Genomic DNA, 20,432 nt, shown 5'->3' on the forward strand with positions numbered 1-20,432 from the left:
TGACTAGTAGCGAGCAATGAGGTTTGATGGGTCATGGATATCTCTGATGAATAATGTTTTAAAGGAAGCCCCTCGCCACTAGTCACTCGCTACTGTTTTATATAAACGTCACGCCAACCTGAAACAGGCGCTCGATCTCGGAGATGCGCTTCTTGTCCACCAGAAACATGATGACGTGATCTTCCGACTGGATAACAGTATCGTGATGCGCGATCAGCACCTCGTCCCCGCGCACGATAGCGCCGATGGTGGCGCCCACAGGCAGCTTGAAATCCTCGATGGAACGCCCCACCACTTTGGATGACTGCCTGTCACCGTGCGCCACCGCCTCGATTGCCTCGGCCGCACCACGCCGCAGAGAATGCACCACCGCCACATCGCCACGCCGCACATGCGCCAGTAGGCTGCCGATCATCGCCTGCTGCGGCGAGATCGCAATATCAATGCTGCCGCTTTCCATCAGATCCACATACGAGGCCCGGTTGATAAGCGCCATTACCTTGCGCGCACCCATGCGTTTGGCCAGCATCGCCGACAGGATGTTGTCCTCATCATCATTGGTCAGCGCGCAAAACACATCTATGTCCTCGATGCCCTCCTCCTGCAGCAGATCTTCATCCGTGGCATCACCTTCAAGCACGGTAGTACCATGCAACTCCTCGGAAATAGCGCGCGCGCGGTTTTTATTATGTTCGATGAGCTTGACCTGATAGTTCTTTTCCAGTGCAGTAGCGAGGCGCTTGCCGATGTTGCCGCCGCCTGCAATCATGATTCGCTTGTAGGGCTGATCCAGCCGGCGCAGCTCGCTCATCACGGCGCGGCAGTGCTTGGTTGCGGCAATGAAAAATACTTCGTCGTCGGCCTCGATTACCGTGACGCCCTGTGGAATGACGGATTGACCGCGTCGATAGATGGCCACCACGCGGGTCTCCACGCCCGGCATATGTTCGCGCAGTTCGCACAGTTCGCGCCCCACCAGTGGCCCGCCGTAATAGGCCCGAACCGCGACCAGTTGTACCCGGCCGGCGGCGAAATCGAGCACTTGCAGTGCACCCGGATACTCAATCAGGTGTTGCACATAGTTTGTGACCAGCTGCTCGGGACTGATCAGCATGTCCACCGGAAAGGCCTTGGGCCCGAACAGTTGCGGCGAAGACAGATACTCCTGCTGGCGCACGCGCGCGATCTTGGTCGGGGTATTAAACAATGTGCTGGCGACCTGACACGCCACCATGTTGGTCTCATCACTGTTGGTCACGGCGAGAATGATGTCAGCGTCGGCTGCGCCCGCACGCTGCAGCACCTCGGGATGTGATGCATGGCCCTGCACCGTGCGCAAATCAAACCGCACCTGCAGTTCCTGCAGCCGCCGGGGATCGTTGTCCACCACCGTGATATCGTTGGCCTCGCCCGCCAGATTGGCAGCTACGGACGATCCGACCTGGCCTGCACCAAGAATAATTATTTTCATGTCGCTTTCAGCTTTGCTCCGGCTCTTTCGTCTGGCGTGGATCAATACCTAGTGCACGCAGCTTGCGATAGAGATGGGTGCGCTCCATACCCGTCTGCGCCGCCAGCTTGCCCATGCTGCCGCCGGCCAGTCGCAGCTGATGCTCGAAGTAGGCCCTTTCAAACTGGTCGCGCGCCTCGCGTAACGGCAAATTAAAATCACTGACAACAGCCTCTGCTGGCAGGCTCGTTGCTGTGTGCAGCAGCCGCTTACTCAGCGCGGCTTCCACTTCCTCCAGACCGATTTCCTCGCCACTGCCCAGAATCAGCAGGCGCTGCACCAGATTGCGCAGTTCGCGGATATTGCCCGGCCACGGGTAATTGCGCAAGCGATTCTGCGCAGCAACAACAAAACTGCGGTAGGGCAGCCCCTCCTGATTCACGAACCAGTCGATGTAGAACTTTAACAGTTCCGGCACGTCCTCACTGTGCTCACGCAGTGCCGGGACGCGCAACGGTATAACGTTGAGATGGTAGTACAAGTCTTCACGGAAGCGTCCGGCTTGCACCTCCTGCTGCAGGTCACGGTGTGTGGCGGCAATAACGCGCACATTCACCACCACCGGTTGCGCGCCACCGACACGCAGGAAGCTGCGGTTTTCCAGCGCTGACAGCAAGCGTGCCTGGGTGGCACTGTCCATATCACCGATCTCATCAAGAAACAGGGTACCGCCGCTCGCCTGCTCCAGATGTCCGAAATAAAGCTTGTCGCCCGACTCGCTACCGAACAACTCAACGGCGGAGTTTTCGCGCGCGATGGCAGCCACCCCTACTTCGACAAATGGCCCCGCGCGCCGTGGACTCTGGGCGTGCAGATAACGTGCCACCACTTCCTTGCCGCTGCCAGGCTCCCCTGTAACCAACGCCCAGGTATCGTGCTGCGCAATGCGCCGCGCCTGTTCGCGCAGTTGCTGCATCACTGCACTCTTTCCAAGCGGCTCGCTGACCGGCTGCACCTGACGCCGCAAGCCGATATTTTCCCTGCGCAACCGCTCTGCCTCGAGCGCACGCTCTACCGTGAGCAACAGCTTCGCCATGGACAAGGGCTTCTCGATAAAATCGTAAGCGCCGAGGCGGGTTGCCTCCACCGCTGTCTCCACCGTGCCATGCCCTGACATCATGATCACCGGCGATGACAACACACCGCCTTCGCTCCACTCATGCAGCAGCGAAATACCGTCAATATCCGGCATCCAGATATCCAGCAGTGTCAGGTCAGGCCGCCGGCCGCGCCGCGCTTCGCGTGCTGCCGCGCCGCAATCCGCCACGCTCACCTCATAGCCTTCATCCTGCAGGATCTCCTGCACCAGACGGCGGATATCAGGCTCATCATCTACCACCAGAATATAGGCCGCCGTCACACCATACCCTCCTGCGCAGTTCGCATGCCTGTGGCTTCGGCCATCACCGGCAAGCGCACGATCATGCGCGTACCGCCGTCTGCTGGTTGCTCGGCCGTGAGCGTGCCGCCATGCTCCTCCACGATCTTCTTCACGATGGCGAGGCCGAGCCCGGTGCCCTTGGGCTTGGTGGTTACATAGGGCTCAAACAGCTGGGCACGTATTTCTTCCGGTATGCCCGGCCCGCTATCCTGCACGCAAATTTCGACCTGGCGACAACGCACATCTTCTTCACAGCGCGTACTCACGCTGATGTACGTGTCGGGCATCGCCTCCAGTGAGTTCTTGATCAGGTTGTGCAGCAACTGGCGCAGGCGCCCGGCATCGGCCTCGACCTGCGGCAGGTCTGGATCAAGATGCACCTCCAACCGTGCACCGGTCGCATCGTTGCGATACAGATCCAGCACCTCGGTCACCAGTTGATTCAGGTCGAGCAGTCTGGGCCGCATTTGTGGCGTGCGCGCATACTCGGCAAACGCATTCACCATTTCCTTCATCACCTCCACCTGCTGCACAATGGTATGGGTAAGCCGATCCAGGACTTCGGCATCTTTGGCATCCATGGTCTTCAGGTATTTGTGCCGCAGGCGTTCAGCGGAAAGTTGAATCGGTGTCAGCGGGTTGCGGAATTCATGCGCCAGACGCCGCGCCACCTCACCCCACGCCGCATCGCGTTGCGCCTGCACCAGCATGGTCATGTCATCGAACACGATCAGATGGTCGGGGGGCGCCATACCCAGGCCGGGCAACGGCACGCCCCGGCACATGAAGACGCGCCGCCCTGCCCCGGCTGACGGCAGGATAATCTCGGCGCGCCACTCCGTATCCGGTGTTTGCACGTGCTGCTGCAAGGCGTCCACGAACGGCTGCAACTGGGGCTGCTCCGCAACCAGCTGCTCCAGTGAGCTCACTGTACTGAAATCCACACCCAGCAGCTGGCCAGCAGCAACATTTGCAGTGCGCAGCCCGCCCTGCGGGTTTACTGTCATGACACCCGAGGACAATCTTTCCAGCAGCGTAGCCAGATATGCACTCTGGGCCTCCGCCTGCTGCTGACTCAGCTTCACGTCATCACTCGCGATCGCCACCCGTCGGGTCATATCATTGAACGACTGCACCAGAAACCCGAGCTCATCATTGCCGGATACCGGCAGGCGCGTGTCGTAATGACCCGCCGCCACCGCACGCGTGCCCTCGGCCAACTCGCGGATCGGCGCCGCCAGCCGCCGCGCGGAATAAAATGCGGCCCACAATGCAGTAAGCAGGCTCAAGGCCAGCACCAGTGACAGCGTCAGCGTAAAGCTGTATTTCAAGGGTGTGCGCAGATAAGCGAGCTTTCTGTATTGGGCAAAGGCAGACTGTACCGTGTCCGCCAGCCGGCTCATGCGCTCGGCCACCGGAAACAGGGCCTGCAACACACGGCCTTCCATGGCGGGCCCGTCGGCAGGCGCGTTGACGGCAACGCGTATGTGCAGACCGGCATCACGCGCCAGATCCAGCCCAACGTAATTTTTCCCCTGCCGCAGTTGCAACAGTATGGCCTCGCGCGGCACATCCGGCACCAGCGCCACTGTATCGACGCTGCTGGAGGTAATGATGCGCCCTTTCTGGCTGAACAGGGTCAGCTCGTCCGCCCCGCTGCGGGATCGCAATTCGTTCAGCACCGCTGCCGAGCCACTATCCGCCACACCAGTAAGCTCCTGCGCGTCGCGTGCCGTCTGTTTGATCAATTCACGCATACGCATGTCCAGCGCGGCACGGGAAAGATCGAGCGCATTACCGAGCGCGCGCTCGATACCGACATCAAACCAGCTGTCGATGCCGCGGTGCAGAAACCCCAGCGAGAAATAAAATACCGTGGTCACAGGTGCCACCGCGAGCACCACAAACATCACCAGCAGACGCAACGTCAGCCGCGAACCCGCCGCGCCCGCACGATACTGGCGGATCAGGCGCACGAGATTGACTGTGATCAGCACCGCAAGCACCAGCAGGCCCAGCGCGTTCAACGCCAGCAGTTGCAGGTACAGGCGGCTGAACTCGGCGGAATTTTCCGTGATCGCGCTCATTTGATAGAGCGACACCAGCAGCAGCGCAAACAGCGCGATCATGAGCGCGACCCCTGAGGAGGGGCGTTTCAGGGCTGCAGCGGCCATATTACCCACTCACCTGTCAGCTGCCACTGGGCCGAGAAATAGGCCGGCAGCCGCATCGGTGTCGGCAGTGCATCGATATCGATCCGCGGGCGCAGCCGCACCACATAGTTTTCGTCCTCCAACAGCAGGCGCTTGTCAATCAGCGGCAGACTTGTAATTTGCCCAAGCGCCTCGATGGCCGCCCCGGCATTGGTCAGGCTCTGTTGCGCGGCGCTGTTGAGATTTTTCACCAGATATTGCTCGGTCAGCACGTGATAACTTAACTGGTAGCGCTGGGAGAGGCGCACCTTCCGCTCATCCCATAACAGGCCACGCTGGCGCAACAGCTCAATCTGCAACTCGATCACCAGCGGCACGCCATTTTCGAGCGCCTCCAGTACCGGTTTGCTGAACAGGTAATCGATCTGTGCGTCGAGCAGATAGACCTCATCCACCAGCCGCACCCCGCCGCCCTGGACGGTAAACTCCCCGTTGCCGGAATAGCTGGTCTCGACGTCCTGTGCTGCCGCTGCAGTCATCGCCAGCCACAGCCCCGCCGCCAGCACTAACGCTGCGCCTGCAACCCTGGGCCGGCGGCTAGCAGGCTGTTGAAAAACAGCCTGCGCGCGGTGCAGGGATGCACCGCCATTTTTCAAGCACGGTTTATGTGCTTGAAAAATGAAGCAAAGCAAAAATCGCACTTTTTGCTTTGCGGGTTGAAAAAGGCCATGGATGGCCTTTTTCAACCTCCTGCTAGTGCTTGCGTAAGCGCGCATAATAAAATCCGTCCATGCCGCCGCAACTGCCGGTAGGCAGGCTGATGCCACACCGGGATCCTGCCGGCACTGCCACACCGGGCAGCAGCAGTGGTTCAGCGTGGGCACCCTGTTGCCCTGCAACAAAATCGCGCACCTGCTGCTCGCCCTCCTCCGGCAATACCGAACAAACTGCGTACAACAATACACCACCGGGCTTCAGCAACGGCCACAGCGCCTGCAACAGGCGGCGCTGGGTCTGCGCAGCCGCAGTGATGTCCGTCGGTCGGCGCAGCCATTTGATGTCGGGGTGACGGCGTATCACTCCGGTACCCGAACAGGGCGCATCCAGCAGGATACGGTCAAATGGCTTGCCGTCCCACCAGCCCCCTGGCGCGCCGGCATCGCCCTCCACCAGCTGCGCCTCCAGCCCCAGTCGCACCAGATTTTCCCGCACCCGCGCCAGGCGCAGCACAGAATTGTCGAGCGCCACCAATTCTAGCAGAGAAGGCTGAAGTTCGAGGATATGACAGGTCTTGCCGCCGGGCGCGCTACAGGCATCCAGCACCCGCTCGCCGGGCTCTGCCCCCAGCCATCCGGCGGCCAGCTGGGCACCGGCATCCTGCACCGATACCTCGCCGGCACTGAAACCCGGCAGGCTGTCGACACCCATGGGCTGCTCCAGCACCACGCCCTGAGCACTGTGCGGGGTGATATAGCCAGCCAGACCGGCCGCCTGCAGCGTTGCCAGATACTGTCCGCGCGAGGCACGGCGAGCGTTTACCCGCAAGCACATCGGCGGGCGCAGGTTGTTGGCGGCCACGATCGCCTGCCACGAAGGGGAGCACTCGGACTCGGGCCACGCCTGCCGCAACATCGCCAACAGCCATGCGGGGTGCGCCAGACGACTGTCCTCATTGGCATCGGCCTCTGCCAGCAGACGCGTACTGTCGCGTAAATAGTTGCGCAACACCGCGTTCACCACGCCCTTGGCCCAGCCCTTGCCCAGCACTCCGACCGCCGTCACCGTAGCATCCACGGCGGCATGCGCCGGCAGCGTCAAATATGCGAGCTGATACAAACCGACCAGCAGCAGGCAGTGAATATCCTGATCCCGCTCCTTGAATGGCGTGCGCAACAGACACTCAAGCACGGCCTCCAGTCGTGGTTTCCAGCGCACCACCCCGTAGCACAATTCCTGCATCAGCGCGCGTTCGCGCTGCAACGTGAATTCCGCCGCGTGCTGGGCGAGCACATCATTCAGCGATTTCCGCTGCTGCAGCACCTGCACCAGCGCGCGCGCCGCCATCACCCGTGAATTGGCAGTCATGTCCGCCAGCCCAGCCTGGCCTGATGTATCACATGGGCATTGAGAAAATCGCGTGCGCACACCGGCCGGCCGCCGGGCAGCTGCAGTTCGGTAATGCGCAGCACACCCTCACCACAGGCCACGTCGATACCCGCCGCGCCAGCCTGCACCACCGTACCCGGTAGCGCACTCACCGTCTGCGACAGCGCGGCAACGGCCAGCAGTCGCAGCGGCTCACCCTGCCAGCGGGTATGCGCCACTGGCCAGGGGTAAAAGGCCCGCACCTTGCGCGCGAGCGCCTGTGCGGGCTCCTGCCAATCGATCTCTGCCTCGCGCTTGTCAATCTTCGGCGCATGGCAGGCCTGTCTGTCATCCTGTGGTTGAGGGGTGATCGCACCGCGTGCGATGGCGGGCAGTGCGGCCAGCAGGGTCTCGGCGCCGAGTTGCGCAAGGCGGTCATGCAGGCTCGCGGCGGTATCCGCAGGCAGAATCGGGCAACTGCGCCGCAACAGCACCGGCCCGGTATCGAGCCCCGCATCCATCTGCATCAGGCTGATACCGGTCTCGCTGTCGCCGGCAAGAATGGCGCGCTGGATCGGCGCTGCACCGCGCCAGCGCGGCAACAGTGAGGCATGCACATTGATGCAGCCAAGCCGAGGCGCCGCCAGCACCACCGGCGGCAACAGCAGGCCATAGGCCGCCACCACCATAAGGTCGGCGTGCAATGCAGCCAGGGCCTGCTGTGCCTGGCTGTCTTTCAGGCTGGGAGGCTGATGCACGGGCAGTGCGTGTCGAGCGGCAAGCTGCTTGACCGGGCTTGGCGTCAGCTTGCGGCCGCGCCCGGCGGGCCGATCAGGCTGGGTATAGACCGCGCTCACCGTCACCCCGGCAGAGAGCAGGGCCTGCAATATCACCGCTGCGAATGCCGGCGTGCCGGCAAACACCATGGTCAGACGCGAGGGATCTGACGCAGCAATACTCACAGGGCGTACTGACGCACCTTTGTCATACGCTTGCGTAACCGTGTACGCTTCAGTTCCGAGAGATAATCCACAAACAGTTTGCCCTCAAGATGGTCAATCTCGTGCTGAATACACACCGCCAGCAGGCCCTCGGCCTCCAGTTCAAAGGGCTTGCCGGCACTATCCAGCGCACGCACCGTCACCCGCTCGGCACGCTGTACGGTTTCAAACACGTCCGGCACCGACAGACAGCCTTCTTCCATCTCCTCCACGCCACTGCTGTGAGTGATCTCGGGGTTGATGAAGCACAACGGGGCATTCTTCTCGGGCGAGATGTCCAGCACCAGCACCCGTTGCGCCACATTGACCTGGGTTGCCGCCAGTCCGATGCCCGGTGCAGCGTACATGGTCTCAAACATGTCAGCGACCAGTGCACGCACAGCCGCATCGACACGCCCCACCGGGCGCGCCTTGTTGCGCAGGCGCGGGTCGGGGAAATGCAGTATATTAAGTAAGGCCATGGACGTTACACCATCGACACAGAGGGCTTGATTGGCAAACATCCGGCGCACACGGTACAGTGCACATGCCGGTCTGCACACGTCATCATTGTAACGGATGGTGCCCGTTATTCGCCACTGGCGTCTGTTGCGGGGCAGGACAGATGAAAACATGACAGGGGAGGACATCATGCAGGTACTGGCCAGTCGGAAATTACGCAGTACAGCGTATGTTTTTGGTGTGTGGCTTACGCTCATCTCCGCCACCACAGCAAACGAACTGGCGCTCAACGCCAATCCGCCCGATCACTACACGGTCGTGCCGGGCGACACCCTGTGGGGTGTGTCGGAACGCTTCCTGCGCGACCCCTGGCGTTGGCCGGAGATATGGAAGGGCAACCCTGAAATCCAAAACCCGCACCTTATATATCCGGGTGATGTCGTCGTGTTACGTTACACTGACGGCGCGCCCGAGTTGCATCTGGAGCGCGGCAACGGCATCGGCTCAACCGTCAAACTCTCGCCCGAAGTGCGCAGCAGTACCATCGTTCACCCCATACCAACCATTCCGCTAGACGCCATACGCCAGTTCCTCACCCAGCCACGCGTGGTGAACCGTGAGGAGCTGGAAAATGCACCGTACGTGCTTGCCGGTGCCGACGAACATGTGATCACGGCGGCGGGTGACAACGTTTATGTACGCGGCATCACGCAGCCCGATGCCCGGCACTTCATGATCTACCGGCTGGGCTCCGCCTATCGTGATGCCCCTGCGGGCGTCGCCTCCACCGCAGACGAAGACATTCTGGGCCATGAAGCCGTGTATATCGGCGAAGCCCGTCTCGTGCGTAGTGGCGACCCCGCCACACTTGTCATCCTGCGCTCCAGCAGCGAGGTCAGACGCGGCGACCGGCTGCTGCCTACCGACGAACAGGAGCTGGAACAGGTGTTCCAGCCGCATGCACCCGGCGCCGACACCGAAGGCCGCATCATCGCGGTTCTCAACGGCGTATCACGCATCGGCCAGGGGCAGATCGTGGTGCTCAACCGCGGCACCCAACACGGTGTTGAAACCGGCCACATCTTCGCCGTATATCAGGCGGGTCAGACCATACAGGATCCCCTCAGCAAAGTACGCAACGACCCTGTCACCCTGCCCGATGAGCGGGCTGGCGCTGTAATGGTATTTCGCAGCTTCGAGCGCGTGAGCTACGCCCTGGTGATGCAAGCCAAGGGGCCCATGCACCTCTATGACACGGTGAAAGCACCTTAAAGCTGAATACCGGCTTGCACGACACTGCCTACTGGCTGGCCCTGTTGCACGCGCCCGGCGTCGGGCCCGTCACATTTCTCGGACTGTTGCAGCACTATCCCGAGCCTCGCCTCCTGTTTGAGACCAGCACCGCACAGCGCGCCAAGTTGGGCCTCACGCGCGCCACACTGGAGTATCTCAGTCGGCCGGACTGGGACAGCGTCGAACGCGACCTGGGCTGGCTGGAGCAGCCTGCGCACCATGCGCTCACCCTGAGCGACCCGGCCTACCCGCCACTGCTGCGCGAAATTGCCGATCCGCCGCCGATCCTGTTCGTGCACGGTGACCCGGCACTCCTCACCCGCCCCCAGCTGGCCATGGTCGGCAGCCGTAATCCGACCCCCGGCGGCAGCGAAACCGCCCACGCCTTCGCCTGCCACCTGGCGCAGGCTGGGCTGGTAATTACCAGCGGACTTGCGCTCGGCATCGATGGCGCCAGCCACCGGGGGGCGCTGGAGGGTGGTGGCGCCACCCTCGCCGTCGCCGGCACCGGCCTCGATCGCGTGTACCCCGCCCGACATCGCACGCTGGCCCATGCCATCGTCGCAGCTGGCGCGCTGGTCTCCGAACTGCCGCCGGGCGCGCCCCCGCTGCCGGAACACTTCCCGCGCCGCAACCGCATCATCAGCGGCCTGAGCGCCGGCACACTGGTGGTGGAGGCCGCCGCCAACAGCGGCTCACTGATCACCGCGCGGCTGGCCGCCGAGCAGGGACGCGAGGTATTCGCCATCCCCGGCTCAATTCACAACCCGCTGGCGCGCGGCTGCCATGCCCTGCTGAAACAGGGCGCCAAACTGGTTGAGACGGCGCAGGATATCCTGGAGGAGCTGGGGCCACTGACAGGCGGTTTTGCCCCATCCGCAGCCGGTTCAACGGCCCCAGGGAACGATCAGGCCTCATTCACGGTCGAACAAAAAGCCCTGCTCAACTGCCTAAGCTTCGAGCCGGTAGCGGTCGATACTATCATCAGGCGCAGCGGGTTGACGCCGGAGGTGGTTTCCTCCATTCTCTTGACCCTGGAGCTGCAAGGGTGCGTGACTTCGTCTGCGGGCGGATGCTACTCCCGGATTGGCAACAAGGAGCTTACATGAAAGAAAACGTACTGGATGTGCTGATGTACCTGTTCGAAAGCTATCTGGACGAAGAGACCGATATCAACCCGGATCAGGAATCACTCAAACTTGAACTGATGGAGGCAGGCTTCCCGCACACCGAAATAGACAAGGCGCTGGACTGGCTGGAAGGACTTACCCAGCTGCAGGATCAACCTGTGTCGCATACCACCCAGGTCAACCCGTCGCTGCGCATCTTCACCGACCAGGAGATATCAAAGCTTGATGTTGCAGGCTGCGGTTATCTGCATCTGTTGCAGCAGAGCGGTGTCCTCGACCCCATTGCGCGTGAGCTCGTCATCGACCGTGTCATGGCCCTCGGCGCGGAAGAAATCAGCCTCGACGAACTAAAATGGGTCGTACTCATGGTACTGTTCAATCGCCCTGGCCAGGAAGCCGCCTTCGCCTGGATGAAGAATATTGTGTTCGACGAAACGGCTGGCAATCTGCATTAGAGACAGTAGCTAGTAGCGAGTGGCTAGCAACGCAAAACTTACTAATAAACATGCGCAGATATTTCATCAATCATGGAAATTAAGCAGCGCTCAAAGTTGCTTCCAAAACTTTCAAGCCCGCGTCCAGCGGGCTTTGCTTTAATAAAGGCAGTGGCGACTCGCCACCAGCAACTGTATTGATATGAAATATCTCGTTATTGTTGAGTCGCCGGCCAAGGCCAAAACCATCAAGAAGTACCTGGGCAAGGACTTCGAGGTGCTGGCCTCCTATGGCCACGTGCGCGACCTGCTACCCAAGGAAGGCGCCGTAGATACCGCGCACGACTTCGCCATGAAGTACCAGCTCATCGAAAAAAACGAGAAGCACGTCGACGCCATCGCCAAGGCAATAAAGAAGGCCGGCACCTTGTATCTTGCCACTGACCCTGACCGCGAAGGTGAGGCCATCTCATGGCATCTGCATGAAATCCTCAAGGAACGCAACGCACTCAAAGACAAGACCGTGCAGCGCGTGGTATTTCATGAAATCACCGAGCGCGCGGTAAACGAGGCGGTGGAGCACCCGCGCGAGCTGTCCGTCGAGCTGATCAACGCGCAGCAGGCGCGGCGTGCGCTCGACTATCTGGTGGGCTTCAACCTCTCCCCGCTGCTGTGGACAAAAATCCGCCGTGGACTGTCTGCGGGCCGCGTGCAGAGTCCGGCGTTGCGCATGATCGCGGAGCGCGAGGAAGAGATCGAAAGATTTGTGGCGCGCGAGTATTGGAGCCTCGAGGCCGATACCGCCAAAGACAAGCACAAATTCAGCGCCCGCCTCAGCCTGTACCAGGGTCAGAAACAGGAGCAGTTCAGCATCACTGCAGCCGATACGGCGCACGCCGCGCAAAAGGCACTGGAAAAAGCCGCCGCCGGTACGCTGGTAGTGGCCAGGCTGGAAAAGAAAACCCGCAAGCGCAATCCCGCCGCGCCGTTTACCACCTCCACACTGCAACAGGAGGCAGCCCGCAAGCTGGGCTTTGGCGCACAGCGCACCATGCGCACCGCCCAACAACTGTATGAAGGCATCGACGCTGGTGAGGGTGCTGTCGGGCTCATCAGCTATATGCGCACCGACTCGGTCAGCCTGGCGCAAGAGGCGGTGGCCGAAATCCGTGCCTTTATCACCCAGCGTTATGGCGCCGAAAATTTACCCAGGCAACCGCATGCCTACAAAACCCGCGCCAAGAACGCGCAGGAGGCGCATGAGGCAGTACGCCCGACCTCGGTGGAGCGCACACCGGAATCCATCAAGACACATCTGACCGCCGACCAGTTCCGGCTGTATCAGCTGATCTGGAAGCGCACTGTTGCCTGCCAGATGATCCACGCCACCATCGACACCGTCAGTGTTGATCTTGCCGCCGGCAAAGACAACCTGTTCCGCGCCAGCGGCTCCACCGTGGTCAACCCCGGCTTTATGACTGTGTATCAGGAGGGTAGCGACGACGCAAAAGCAGAAGAGGCGGAGCCGGTGCTGCCACCGCTCAAGGAAGGCGAAACCGTCACCCTGCTCGGCATCCGCAGCGAACAGCACTTCACCGAGCCGCCGCCGCGCTTCACCGAGGCGAGCCTGGTCAAGACACTGGAAGAATACGGCATAGGCCGTCCGTCCACCTATGCCAGCATCATCTCCACCCTGGTGGCGCGCGAATATGTCACGCTCGACAAGCACCGTTTCACGCCGACCGACGTCGGGCGCGTGGTGAACAAGTTCCTCACCCAGCACTTCACCCAATACGTCGATTACGACTTCACCGCCAGGCTTGAAGACGAACTCGATGCCATCGCGCGCGGCGAAAAAGACTGGGTGCCGGTGATGAAGAAATTCTGGGAACCGTTCAAGAAGCAGGTGACCACCAAGGACGAGACCGTACAGCGCAAGGACGTCACCCAGGAGGCGCTGGATGAGGCGTGCCCCAAGTGCGGCAAAGCACTTTCCATCCGCCTGGGTCGGCGCGGCAAATTCATCGGCTGCACCGCTTACCCCGACTGCGACTACACCCGCAACCTCGACGACAAGCCAGGCCTGGCGGAACCGGAAATCGTGCAGGGGCGCAACTGTCCGTTGTGCGACCACCCGCTGCTGATCAAGGCCGGGCGCTATGGGAAATTCATCGGCTGCACCAACTACCCCAACTGCAAGCATATCGAGCCGTTGGAGAAGCCTGCCGACACCGGCGTTGAGTGTCCTGTTTGTCACGCGGGCACGCTGCTGAAACGCAAATCGCGTTACGGGAAAATTTTCTACTCCTGCGCGACCTATCCCAAATGCACCTACGCGGTATGGAACGAGCCTGTGCCCGAGTCCTGCCCCAAGTGCCAGTGGCCCTTGCTCACCCTCAAGACCACCAAGCGCCGTGGCACGGAAAAAGTATGCCCGCAGAAGGAATGTGGCTACGCCACACCCGCCGAGCCAGCGGCCACCACAGACACTTGAACTACAACTCTTTCCCCGGGGACATGGCCTTGTCTACGGCGGCGCGCGTCAGATGTGATGCGAACAATTCAATAAAGGCATACTGGTAGCCGCGCAGAAATGACCCGCGCCGTACCGCAATACTGGTAGTACTGGTCGCAAACAGGTGCGCGGCATCAAGCATGCGCAGATTGCGGTCACGCTCGGGCTCGAACGCCATGCGGGCGAGCAGACCCACACCCAACCCCAACCCGACATAGGTCTTGATCACATCCGAGTCGAGCGCGGTCAATACGATGTTGGGTTTCAGGCCCTGGGCGTCGAACGCCTTGTTGATGTGTGAGCGCCCGGCAAAGGCAAAGTCATACGTGATCAGCGGATAACTGGCCAGCACTGCCAGCGTCAGCGGCACCTGCTGCAACACCGGGTGCTCCGGCAACGCCACCACGCAGTGGTTCCACTGGTAACAGGGCATGACCACCAGCGCCTGATGCAGGGCCAGGGCCTCGGTAGCGATACCGATATCGGCCGCGCCCTGCTCCACCATTTCCGCCACCTGGGTTGGATTGCCCTGGTGGATGTGCAGATTGACCTGCGGATAGCGTTGGGTAAATTTCTGAATGGTCGGGGGCAGCGCGTAGCGCGCCTGGGTATGGGTCGTCGCCAGCGACAGGCTGCCGGCCGCCTCGTGGGTATATTCCGTACCAATCTGTTTGATGTTCTGCACGTCGCGCAGTATCTCTGCGGCCTGCGCGAGAATGGTGCGCCCCGGCAGGGTAATGCCCGCCAGGCGCTTGCCATTGCGCTCAAAGATGCGGACACCCAGCTCCTCCTCCAGCAGGTGCACCTGCTTGCTCACGCCCGGCTGCGAGGTATGCAGGGCGCGCGCGGCCAGCGACATGCTGAGGCCCTGGCGCTCCACCTCGCAGATAAAACGTAACTGTTGCAGGTTCATGGCTTCATTATAATATAAAGTTATATATAAATAGAATAATATTGTTAGAAAAGTATATATACAGATGTTAAAGTGCGCCACTGGCTGGAGCATTGCCCCTCTATTCGGAACAATCCACACCCATGGACATCGCCTATACACTCTCCGGCCTGCTGGTCGGCATCCTGGTCGGCCTCACCGGGGTCGGTGGCGGCTCGCTGATGACACCGCTGCTGATACTGTTCGGCGTGCCACCGGTAAAGGCCGTGGGGACGGATCTGCTGTTCGCCTCCATCACCAAGATGGGGGGTATCTGGGTGCATGGACGCCGGGGCACGATCGACTGGCGCATCGTCGGCCTGCTGGCCACGGGTAGCCTGCCGGCCTCCCTGCTCACCCTGGTACTGCTGCATTACCTGGGGACGCGCGGCTGGCAGGTAGACGCCCTGATCATTCCGCTGATCGGTGTGGCGGTGATGCTGACCGCACTGGCGCTGATCTTCAAAAAACAACTGCAACAGCACCCCTGGTTCAAGACCCGTGCCCATACCGCCGGGCTGAACAGCGCCACCATCGCGACCGGCGCGGTGCTGGGCGCCTTGGTCACGCTCACCTCCATCGGCGCAGGCGCCATCGGCGTAGTCGCCCTGTTTCTGCTGTATCCGCTCATCCCCACCGTCAGAATTGTCGGTTCCGATATCGCGCACGCCGTACCGCTGACACTGGTGGCCGGACTCGGTCACTTGCAGATGGGGAATGTGGATTTCGTGCTGCTCGGCAGCCTGCTGCTGGGTTCGCTGCCCGGCATCTATATCGGCAGCCACCTGGGCGTTAAAATACCCGAAAACGTATTGCGAGTGGCGCTGGCCAGCATGTTGATGCTGATCGGCATCAAGTTCGTAACGCACTGACACATGTCATCGTACCCGTATTATTCAAGGAGCAAGGCAACATGAACAAGGCAGACATTCTGGTCAACCATGAGGAAATGGACCGCTACCAGCAGGCGGTGCAGGCCTATCTTGGCCTGCAACTGGATGCCGACCGCTTCATGTCCGCGCGCCTGCAGCAGGGCGTGTACGGCCAGCGCCAGGAAGGCGTTCACATGCTGCGGGTCAAGGTACCGGGCGGAAAGATGCTGCCGGAACAACTGGTCGCCATCGCCGACGTGCTGGAGACCTATGTTGACCATCCCGTGGTACACGTCACCACGCGGCAGGACTTCCAGATTCACTACGTGCCGCTGGCCCACACCCCGGCGGCCATGCAGCGCCTGGCCGCGGCCGGCCTCACCACCCGCGAGGCCTGCGGCAACACGGTGCGCAACATCACCGCCTGTCCGCTGGCCGGCGTCTGCCCGCGCGAACACCTCGATATCCTGCCGGTGATGGACGGCGCGGTGGCGCATTTCCTGCGCCACCCGCTCACCCAGCACCTGCCGCGCAAATTCAAGATCAGCTTCTCCGGCTGCGAGCACGACTGCGCGCAAGGCATGATGCACGATGTCGGCGTGATCGCCGTAAAACAAGGAGGTCGTCACGGCTACAAAATCGTGGCGGGCGGTGGACTCGGCCACAAGCCGCACGAGGCCATCACCGTGGAGGCGTTCATCGAGGAGCAGGACCTGCTGCCCAGCATGGAGGCCCTGGTCTCACTGCATCACCGTTATTCGGATCGCGTCAAGCGCGCCAAGGCCCGCATCAAATTCCTGGTCGATCGTTTTGGCCCGGAGGGGTTTGTCGAGAAATACAAGGAAGAATACGCGCGCACCAAGGCCGCCTTCGCAGGCCGCGACTATCCCAGGGGCGACTGGGTAGCCAACACGCCGGGCGAGGCCTGTGGCATGGGTGCGCCGCGCGCGGTGTTTGCGCAAAAACAGCCGGGGCTGTCGGTATTCCCGATCAGCATCCCCATCGGTGACATCACCGGCCCGCAACTGCGCGGCATTGCGCAACTGATGCTGAATGAAGGCCTGACCGACATCCGCACCACACAGGATCAAAACCTGATGTTGATGAGCGTGCCCAACGCACGCATCAAAGCCATCGACAGCGCACTCGCCAACTTCGGCCTTGGCCTGCCCAAACCCGGCGACGATGTGGTTGCCTGCCCCGGCACCTCCACCTGCCGGTTGGGCATCACGTCGTCGAAAATCATCGGCGCCAAACTCAACGGCAGCAGCGCCGACCTGCGCATCCGCGCCAGTGGTTGCCACAACGGTTGCGCCCAGCCCGAGACCGGCGACATCGGCATTTACGGCGAAGGTAAACGCCTGCACGGCAAGCTGGTGCCGCACTATCAAATGTATTTTGGCGGCGACGGACGCGCCCACGGCGGTCTCGCCCTCAAGGGGCCTTCGGTACCGGCAGCGCGGGTTGAGACTGCCGTCAGCCGGGTGCAGGAGGCCTACCTCAAGGAGCGCACCGAGGGTGAAACCTTCTTCCACTGGACCCGGCGCCGGGGCAAGGAATCCTTCACCGAATTACTGGCCGATCTGCTCAAGATCATGCCTGACGAACTCCCCGGCGTGCTGCACGACCACGGCGAAGCCGCCGACTTCAAGGTGCTGCAACTGGGCGGTGGCGAGTGTGCGGGTGCGGCGCAGGAACTGGTCTCGTCACAGTTTGCCGAGGCCGCCTACGAACGTGACTGCCGCAATGCATTCGCCTCGCAACACAAATACAGCGAGGCGCTGGAGTGCGCCGAGGCCATACTGCGGCTGATCGGCCAGTCGCTGCTGTATATTTCCGGCGCGAAAAAGCTCGACGACATCGCCGAGATCGCACGCGTGCTGCCCGACTTGCGCCCGGAAAATGCTGTCCTCGCCCAACGCCTGTCAGCACTCACGCAGGGCATTGACGCGCTCAAAACAGAGCATGATGAAACCGCCTTCACGCAACTGCTGGCCGAACTGGATGACTGGACCCGCGCCAGCGCGGTCCTGTGCCAGGCGACCGACAGCCAGCTTGATCTTTCCACCTCACTGCCCAGGCCTGTCGTGCCGCAGGCTGGCGCGCGCGCGCCGGTCGCATTGATTGACCTGTCAAGCTATGGCTGCCCGGTGCACTACATGAAGGCCCGACTGGAACTCGGCAAGCTCGCCTCGGGCGAGGAGATCGACTTTCTGCTGGAGGCGGGCGACCCTGCCAACCAGGTCTCGGAAAGTCTCGCCAAGGACGGGCACAGCATCCTGTCCTCGATCGGGCACGGCACGCATACCCGCGTGCGGGTGCAGAAAAAGCACGAAGCCACAACAGCGAGTCAGTCCGCCTGAAGTCATGACGCTTGACGACCACATCGAGCAGACGGGCAAGCTGCTGCGAACCATCGCGACGGAGCATGCGCCCGCCACCTTCGCCAACAGCCTGGGTGCCGAAGACATGGTGCTCGCCGACCTCATCTGCACGCATGCGCCCGGCATCAGCCAGTTTACGCTCGATACCGGACGCCTGCCGGAGGAGACCTACCAGTTGATCCAGCGTGTGCGCACGCGCTACAAACTGCCGCTGCGCGTATATTTCCCGCAGCCCGAAGCGGTGCAGGAATTTGTGAGCAGCCACGGTCCCAACGCGTTTTACGAAAGCGTGGCGCTGCGCAAGCACTGCTGTCATATTCGCAAGATCGAGCCGCTCAGGCGCGCACTGGCGGGCCACCAGGCCTGGATCACCGGCCTGCGCCGTACCCAATCGACCACCCGGGCAGACACGGCGCTACAGGAATGGGACGCCGACAATCGCCTGCAAAAATTCAATCCGCTGATTGAGTGGAGCGAACAGGACGTGTGGGACTACATCCGCCGTTTCGATGTGCCGTATAATACGCTGCACGACAAAGGCTACCCCAGCATCGGTTGTGCACCGTGCACCCGCGCCATCACTAAAGGCGAAGATATTCGCGCCGGGCGCTGGTGGTGGGAGCACGAAGACCTTAAAGAGTGCGGCCTGCACCCCCAAAAATCCTCAGGAAACACACACTGATGTCACAATTATCCGCCCGTAGCGCAGGCATACAGCCAGGCGCGCGCACCGCGCTTGCCCATCTCGACATCCTCGAGAGCGAGGCCATACACATCATGCGCGAAGTCGCCGCAGAGTGTAAAAACCCGGTACTGCTGTTTTCCGGCGGCAAGGACTCTATCGTCATGCTGCGGCTGGCCGAGAAGGCGTTTCGTCCCGGACGCTTTCCGTTCCCGCTCATGCACGTCGATACCGAGCACAACTTTCCGGAAGTCATCGCCTTCCGCGACAAGCGTGCCGCCGAACTTGGCGAACGTCTCATCGTGCGCTCGGTACAGGACTCCATCGACCGTGGCCGCATCAAGGTCCGGCACGAAAACCAGAGCCGCAATGTGATGCAGACCGTCACCCTGCTTGATGCCATTCAGGAGTTCGGCTTCGATGCCTGCTTCGGCGGCGCCCGCCGCGACGAGGAAAAGGCACGCGCCAAGGAGCGCATCTTTTCCTTCCGTGACGAGTTCGGCCAGTGGGACCCGAAAAACCAGCGGCCAGAACTCTGGGACCTGTATAACACGCGCGTACACCCCGGTGAAAACATGCGCGTCTTCCCGCTCAGCAACTGGACCGAGTTGGACGTCTGGCAGTACATCCGGCAGGAATCGATCCCGATCGTGCCGCTGTACTTCGCGCGGCCGCGCAAGGTGGTGCGCCTGGGCGGCATCCTGGTGCCGTGCGAGCACCGGGACATCGTCGACCCGGACGGGAAGCTGGGATTCCGCGACGAGGACATCACCGAGGTCAACTGCCGCTTCCGCAGCCTCGGCTGCATCCCCTGCACGGGGGCCATCGAGTCGGATGCGGTGACGGTCGACCAGATCATCGAGGAAGTGGTCGAGGCGCGGCGCAGCGAGCGCGAGAACCGGCTGATCGACCTGACCAGCGACTCGTCCATGGAGCAGAAGAAGCGCGAGGGGTACTTCTGATGGCCGGCAACACCGAACGCCCCTCTGCCATGTCCGACGGCGGGAAGACGCTGCTGCGCTTCACCACCAGCGGCAGCGTCGACGACGGCAAGTCGACCCTGATCGGGCGCCTGCTCTACGAGACGAACTGCATCTTCGAGGACCAGTACGCGGCCGTGGCGCGCACTTCCGAGAAGCGCGGCGACGAGCGCGTGGAACTGGCCCTGCTGCTGGACGGCCTGGCCGCCGAGCGCGAGCAGGGCATCACGATCGACGTGGCCTACCGCTACTTCCAGACGAGCAAGCGCAAGTTCATCATCGCCGACACGCCCGGGCACGTTCAGTACACCCGGAACATGGCTACCGGCGCCTCGACGGCCGACCTCGCCATCATCCTCATCGACGCGCGCCTCGGTGTCCTGCAGCAGTCGCGCCGCCACGCATTCATCGCGTCGCTTCTCGGGATACGGCACCTGTGTGTCTGCGTGAACAAGATGGACTTGGTCGCCTTCGACCAACAGGTCTACGAGCACATCCGCGCGGAGTTCTCCCGCTTCGCCGGGCGTCTGGGCTTCGATCGAGTTGTCTTCATTCCGGTCAGCGCGCTCGCTGGCGACAACGTGGTCGACCGTAGCGCCCGGGCAGCGTGGTAGTCGGGATCGACGCTGCTCGAGCACCT

General features: G+C 61.8%; 16 protein-coding genes and 1 pseudogene. 9 read left to right on the top strand and 8 right to left on the bottom strand.

Features of this window, described 5'->3' with window-relative positions:
- Window positions 1-97: 97 nt before the first annotated feature.
- The 7 genes from trkA to def form a co-directional block, all read right to left on the bottom strand.
- Window positions 98-1,471 carry a Trk system potassium transporter TrkA gene (gene trkA / locus Q8L89_08530; protein MDP1709090.1) on the bottom strand — a complete coding sequence of 458 codons (1,374 nt, stop codon included), beginning with the start codon at window positions 1,469-1,471 and terminating at the stop codon, window positions 98-100.
- 7 nt (window positions 1,472-1,478) lie between these two features.
- Complete coding sequence (locus Q8L89_08535) at window positions 1,479-2,870, bottom strand: sigma-54 dependent transcriptional regulator (protein MDP1709091.1); 1,392 nt, start codon at window positions 2,868-2,870, stop codon at window positions 1,479-1,481.
- Entirely contained in the window at window positions 2,867-5,065 is a 2,199-nt protein-coding gene (locus tag Q8L89_08540) for an ATP-binding protein (GenBank protein ID MDP1709092.1), read from the bottom strand. The genes Q8L89_08535 and Q8L89_08540 overlap by 4 nt, the downstream gene beginning before the upstream one ends.
- Window positions 5,047-5,700, bottom strand: coding sequence for a DUF4390 domain-containing protein (locus Q8L89_08545; GenBank protein MDP1709093.1), 654 nt, complete (start codon window positions 5,698-5,700; stop codon window positions 5,047-5,049). The genes Q8L89_08540 and Q8L89_08545 overlap by 19 nt, the downstream gene beginning before the upstream one ends.
- A gap of 97 nt (window positions 5,701-5,797) precedes the next feature.
- A complete protein-coding gene (gene rsmB / locus Q8L89_08550; GenBank protein MDP1709094.1) occupies window positions 5,798-7,129 on the bottom strand; it encodes a 16S rRNA (cytosine(967)-C(5))-methyltransferase RsmB in 1,332 nt (443 codons plus the stop codon).
- Window positions 7,126-8,055, bottom strand: a complete 930-nt coding sequence (fmt, locus tag Q8L89_08555) for a methionyl-tRNA formyltransferase (protein MDP1709095.1) — start codon at window positions 8,053-8,055, stop codon at window positions 7,126-7,128. The genes rsmB and fmt overlap by 4 nt, the downstream gene beginning before the upstream one ends.
- 32 nt (window positions 8,056-8,087) lie before the next feature.
- The gene (gene def, locus Q8L89_08560) at window positions 8,088-8,591 is read right to left on the bottom strand and encodes a peptide deformylase (GenBank protein MDP1709096.1); all 504 of its coding nucleotides are present in this window, start codon (window positions 8,589-8,591) and stop codon (window positions 8,088-8,090) included.
- 151 nt (window positions 8,592-8,742) lie between these two features.
- Here def and Q8L89_08565 point away from each other — a divergent pair, with 151 nt between their 5' ends.
- The 4 genes from Q8L89_08565 (at window position 8,743) to topA (ending at window position 13,922) form a co-directional block, all read left to right on the top strand.
- A complete protein-coding gene (locus tag Q8L89_08565) occupies window positions 8,743-9,843 on the top strand; it encodes a LysM domain-containing protein (protein ID MDP1709097.1) in 1,101 nt (366 codons plus the stop codon).
- Between the two features lie 14 nt (window positions 9,844-9,857).
- Window positions 9,858-10,973 carry a DNA-processing protein DprA gene (gene dprA / locus Q8L89_08570; GenBank protein ID MDP1709098.1) on the top strand — a complete coding sequence of 372 codons (1,116 nt, stop codon included), beginning with the start codon at window positions 9,858-9,860 and terminating at the stop codon, window positions 10,971-10,973.
- On the top strand, window positions 10,970-11,449 hold the full coding sequence (locus Q8L89_08575) for a DUF494 domain-containing protein (protein ID MDP1709099.1): 480 nt from the start codon (window positions 10,970-10,972) through the stop codon (window positions 11,447-11,449). Before dprA ends, Q8L89_08575 begins: the two co-directional genes overlap by 4 nt.
- 181 nt (window positions 11,450-11,630) lie before the next feature.
- Window positions 11,631-13,922 (top strand): type I DNA topoisomerase, encoded by a 2,292-nt coding sequence (gene topA / locus Q8L89_08580; protein ID MDP1709100.1) that lies wholly within the window; start codon window positions 11,631-11,633, stop codon window positions 13,920-13,922.
- Window position 13,923: 1 nt separating this feature from the next.
- Here topA and cysB read toward each other — a convergent pair whose 3' ends face one another.
- On the bottom strand, window positions 13,924-14,856 hold the full coding sequence (gene cysB / locus Q8L89_08585; GenBank protein ID MDP1709101.1) for an HTH-type transcriptional regulator CysB: 933 nt from the start codon (window positions 14,854-14,856) through the stop codon (window positions 13,924-13,926).
- 122 nt (window positions 14,857-14,978) lie between these two features.
- Here cysB and Q8L89_08590 point away from each other — a divergent pair, with 122 nt between their 5' ends.
- The 5 genes and pseudogenes from Q8L89_08590 (at window position 14,979) to Q8L89_08610 (ending at window position 20,403) form a co-directional block, all read left to right on the top strand.
- Window positions 14,979-15,746: a sulfite exporter TauE/SafE family protein gene (locus tag Q8L89_08590; GenBank protein MDP1709102.1), complete on the top strand. Its 768-nt coding sequence runs from the start codon at window positions 14,979-14,981 to the stop codon at window positions 15,744-15,746.
- Window positions 15,747-15,787: 41 nt separating this feature from the next.
- Window positions 15,788-18,109 (top strand): nitrite/sulfite reductase, encoded by a 2,322-nt coding sequence (locus Q8L89_08595; protein MDP1709103.1) that lies wholly within the window; start codon window positions 15,788-15,790, stop codon window positions 18,107-18,109.
- A 4-nt stretch (window positions 18,110-18,113) separates the two neighbouring features.
- Window positions 18,114-18,812, top strand: coding sequence for a phosphoadenylyl-sulfate reductase (locus Q8L89_08600; protein ID MDP1709104.1), 699 nt, complete (start codon window positions 18,114-18,116; stop codon window positions 18,810-18,812).
- Window positions 18,812-19,774, top strand: coding sequence for a sulfate adenylyltransferase subunit CysD (cysD, locus tag Q8L89_08605; GenBank protein MDP1709105.1), 963 nt, complete (start codon window positions 18,812-18,814; stop codon window positions 19,772-19,774). The genes Q8L89_08600 and cysD overlap by 1 nt, the downstream gene beginning before the upstream one ends.
- A 29-nt stretch (window positions 19,775-19,803) precedes the next feature.
- A pseudogene (locus tag Q8L89_08610) lies at window positions 19,804-20,403 on the top strand (GTP-binding protein).
- The last annotated feature ends 29 nt before the right edge of the window (window positions 20,404-20,432 follow it).

The sequence above is a fragment of the Gammaproteobacteria bacterium genome (genome assembly GCA_030680605.1).
Lineage (GTDB): Bacteria > Pseudomonadota > Gammaproteobacteria > SURF-13 > SURF-13 > JAQBXX01.

Bases quoted from the DNA above. Each gene is read 5' to 3' on its own strand.
- fmt (MDP1709095.1), bottom strand. From the start codon at position 8,055: ATGGTGTTTGCCGGCACGCCGGCATTCGCAGCGGTGATATTGCAGGCC.
- Q8L89_08590 (MDP1709102.1), top strand. From the start codon at position 14,979: ATGGACATCGCCTATACACTCTCCGGCCTGCTGGTCGGCATCCTGGTC.
- Q8L89_08540 (MDP1709092.1), bottom strand. From the start codon at position 5,065: ATGGCCGCTGCAGCCCTGAAACGCCCCTCCTCAGGGGTCGCGCTCATG.
- def (MDP1709096.1), bottom strand. From the start codon at position 8,591: ATGGCCTTACTTAATATACTGCATTTCCCCGACCCGCGCCTGCGCAAC.
- rsmB (MDP1709094.1), bottom strand. From the start codon at position 7,129: ATGACTGCCAATTCACGGGTGATGGCGGCGCGCGCGCTGGTGCAGGTG.
- Q8L89_08575 (MDP1709099.1), top strand. From the start codon at position 10,970: ATGAAAGAAAACGTACTGGATGTGCTGATGTACCTGTTCGAAAGCTAT.
- topA (MDP1709100.1), top strand. From the start codon at position 11,631: ATGAAATATCTCGTTATTGTTGAGTCGCCGGCCAAGGCCAAAACCATC.
- Q8L89_08595 (MDP1709103.1), top strand. From the start codon at position 15,788: ATGAACAAGGCAGACATTCTGGTCAACCATGAGGAAATGGACCGCTAC.
- Q8L89_08600 (MDP1709104.1), top strand. From the start codon at position 18,114: ATGACGCTTGACGACCACATCGAGCAGACGGGCAAGCTGCTGCGAACC.
- cysD (MDP1709105.1), top strand. From the start codon at position 18,812: ATGTCACAATTATCCGCCCGTAGCGCAGGCATACAGCCAGGCGCGCGC.
- Q8L89_08565 (MDP1709097.1), top strand. From the start codon at position 8,743: ATGACAGGGGAGGACATCATGCAGGTACTGGCCAGTCGGAAATTACGC.
- trkA (MDP1709090.1), bottom strand. From the start codon at position 1,471: ATGAAAATAATTATTCTTGGTGCAGGCCAGGTCGGATCGTCCGTAGCT.
- cysB (MDP1709101.1), bottom strand. From the start codon at position 14,856: ATGAACCTGCAACAGTTACGTTTTATCTGCGAGGTGGAGCGCCAGGGC.